Origin of the sequence: Mesorhizobium sp. M7A.F.Ca.ET.027.02.1.1 (assembly GCF_004022985.1) — a bacterium.
Lineage (GTDB): Bacteria > Pseudomonadota > Alphaproteobacteria > Rhizobiales > Rhizobiaceae > Mesorhizobium.
This window is the reverse complement of sequence record NZ_RZOL01000568.1, coordinates 1-3,044: the sequence shown is the minus strand read 5'-3', so window position 1 is coordinate 3,044 and position 3,044 is coordinate 1. Positions and strand designations below refer to the sequence as shown.

Annotated in this window: 2 protein-coding genes; both read left to right on the top strand. The window is 63.5% G+C overall.

The features are described 5' to 3' along the window. Nucleotides 1-78 precede the first annotated feature (78 nt). On the top strand, nucleotides 79-1,479 hold the full coding sequence (locus EN749_RS33505; protein WP_128364773.1) for a lipopolysaccharide biosynthesis protein: 1,401 nt from the start codon (nucleotides 79-81) through the stop codon (nucleotides 1,477-1,479). Next, complete coding sequence (locus tag EN749_RS33500; RefSeq protein WP_127272362.1) at nucleotides 1,479-2,759, top strand: GNAT family N-acetyltransferase; 1,281 nt, start codon at nucleotides 1,479-1,481, stop codon at nucleotides 2,757-2,759. Before EN749_RS33505 ends, EN749_RS33500 begins: the two co-directional genes overlap by 1 nt. Nucleotides 2,760-3,044 lie beyond the last annotated feature (285 nt).

The window sequence follows — 3,044 nt, the reverse complement described above, 5'->3', positions numbered from 1 at the left end:
CTCCCCACCCACGTTTTCTTAATGTGTCTCCGCTACACAGAACCCTGAAAAAGAAGCGGAAAACGGAGAGAAATCGGGGTGCGCTTTTCCGCGGCCACGACTGCCGGGCGGTTCTTGCCGCAGCGTTTGGCGCTGCGCATGGAGCCGTTGCTTGGCCGCATCGATGCCGTGCTGTTCACCGCCGACGAGCGCGGCGAAGCCGGCCGCATGTCGGTCATCGCCTTCTCCATCCGCATCGTCAGCGCCGTCATCGCCTTCATCAGCCAGGTGCTGATGGCGCGTTGGATGGGCTCGTTCGAATACGGCATCTTCGTCCTCGTCTGGGTGACGATGGTGATCGTCGGCAACCTCGCCTGCCTCGGCTTCCACACCTCGGTCATCCGCTTCATTCCCGAATACCGCGAGCGCGGCCTGATGGACGAGCTGCGCGGCATCGTGCTGGCCAGCCGTCTGTTCGTGCTGATCGCCTCGACGCTGATTGCCGGGCTCGGCGCGCTCGGCGTCTGGCTGGCGGCACCCTGGATCGAGAACTATTATGTGATCCCGTTCATCCTCGGCGTCATCTGCCTGCCGATGATTGCCATGTCCGACCTTCTGTCGGGCCTGGCACGCGCCAACAGCTGGGCGTTGTTTGCCCTGTCGCCGACCTATCTGGTGCGGCCCGTGCTGATCCTGCTGTTCATGGCGCTGATGCTGCTGGCTGGCTACGCCCCTGACGCGAAAACGGCCATCTTCGCCTCGATCGCCGCCACCTACGCCACCACGCTGGGACAACTCGTCGGTATCACCCAGCGCATGGAACGGCAGATCCCGGCAGGGCCGATAAAGGTCCATTTCGCGCAATGGTTCATCGTCTCGCTGCCGATCTTCCTGGTCGAGAGCTTCTTCTTCCTGCTGACCAATGCCGATGTGCTGATGGTCGGCGCCTATATGGATCCCAACGACGTCGCCGTTTATTTCGCCACCGTGAAGACGCTGGCGCTGGTGCATTTCGTCTACTTCGCCGTCAAGGCCGGCGTTGCCCAGCGCTATGCGCAGTTCACCCATGGCGACCCGCAAAGGCTTGCCGCCTTCGCCCGCGAGACGGTGTCGTGGACGTTCTGGCCATCGCTCTTGATGGCACTACTGGTGCTGGCGCTCGGCGAGCCGATGCTGGTGCTGTTCGGCCCTGAATTCACATCAGGCTATCCGTTGCTGTTCCTGCTTGTCTTCGGCGTCGTGGCGCGGGCCGCCGTCGGCCCCTGCGAAAGCCTGCTGACGATGAGCGGCAACCAGAACATCTGTGCTGCCGTCTATGCCATGACGCTGGCCTTCAACATCGCCCTCAATGTGGTGCTCATCCCTATGTTCGGCCTGTGGGGCGCGGCAATGGCCACCGCCTTTGCCATGATCTTCGAAGCCGGCGCGCTCTCCTTCACGGTGTGGCGCAAGCTCGGCATCGCCATGCTCATCTTCTTAGCCCCGAAAGGAGCCGCGTGATGGCTGCCATCCCGTTGCTTGAGGAAACCAGCGGCGGCACTGCCGGCGCGATGGTGTCTGGCCTTGCCGGACTGACCCGCGACGCCGACCCCGCTCACATTGAAATCCTCGCCAACAACCGGCCCGAGCGCAAGCTTGCCATCTATCCGGCATCGGCCGGCTTCGACCTGGTCGAGGAGCTGGATTATCTCTGCGCCCGCACGGTCGAGCCCAACGTGTTCTTCAACCCGCGTTTCCTGGCGCCCGCCATGCCGCGGCTGGAGGACCGCGAGGTGCGGCTGGCGGTCATCCGCGACGGCGACGAATACCGCAACCGGCTGCGCCTTCTGGTGCCGTTCTCGGTGGAACGGCCGGTGGTGCCGCTCGGCGTGCCGGTCATGCGCACATGGTCGAGCCCGTTCGGTCCGCTCGGCACGCCGCTGGTCGACCGCGACGATCCGGTCGGCGTCGTCGAGGACTTCTTCTCGATGCTGTCGCGCCCGCACCTCAAGCTGCCGAAAGTCTTCGTCCTGGCCGATGTCCGGCTCGATGGCCCGGTGGCGAGCCTGCTTGCCACCGTGGCCGAGGCGCGCGGCCTGACGCTGGTCACCACCGGCCAGATCCAGCGCCCGGCGCTGGAGAGCGAGCTTGATGGAGACGATTATCTGAAGGCCTCGCTGCGCGCGCACCATTATCGCGAGTTCCGCCGCCTGAAGCGGCGCCTTGGCGACCTTGGCAAGCTTGAGCATGTCGTGGCGCGCGGCCCTGAAGACATCCGCCATGCCATCGAAGGCTTCCTGTCGCTGGAAGCCGCCGGCTGGAAAGGCCGCGAACGCACCGCCATGGCGATCGACCGCTTCCGCGCCGCCTTCGCCCGCGAAGCCGTGCACCGGCTGGCCGAACAGGACATGTGCCGCATCCATTCGCTGACGCTCGACGGCCGCACCATCGCCTGCCTGATCGTCTTCGTCGAAGCCGGCATCGCCTATACCTGGAAGACCGCCTATGACGAGACGCTGGCCAGCTATTCGCCCGGCACGCTGCTGATGATCGAGGTGACCAGGCAGCATCTCGACGATCCCAACATCATGATGACCGATTCCTGCGCGGTGCCCGACCATCCGGTGATGAGCCGGCTATGGGCGGAGCGCAAGCCGATGGGCACGCTGGTGATCGGCCTGGCGCCGGACGCCGACCGCCTCACCCGCCAGGCCGCCTCGCAACTGCACCTCTACCGCGAGACCCGCAACATGGCCCGCCTGCTGCGCAACCGCATGAAGAGCCTGTTGGGGCGACGCTGAGAAAAGGCAGGGTGCGGTTCTGGAGAATGGCACATCTTCGCTGCAATATTTGACGGGTGGGTGACCGGGAGTTTACTTCGGTTGCCAGCAGGCAAACGCGAATATTGATCTCTGCTTTTAAAAAAACGAGATTTCTCGCAGAAAATTTCCAGTGAAGGCCGATAAAACCTACTCGCATTCTTGTTCTTAATTCACGATAATCTAGTGATTCGGTAGCGATGAGAGAGAAATGTCGCTGAATCATGAGGCCAACGGCGCCCGGCACATCAGTGCGGAGGATAGCGC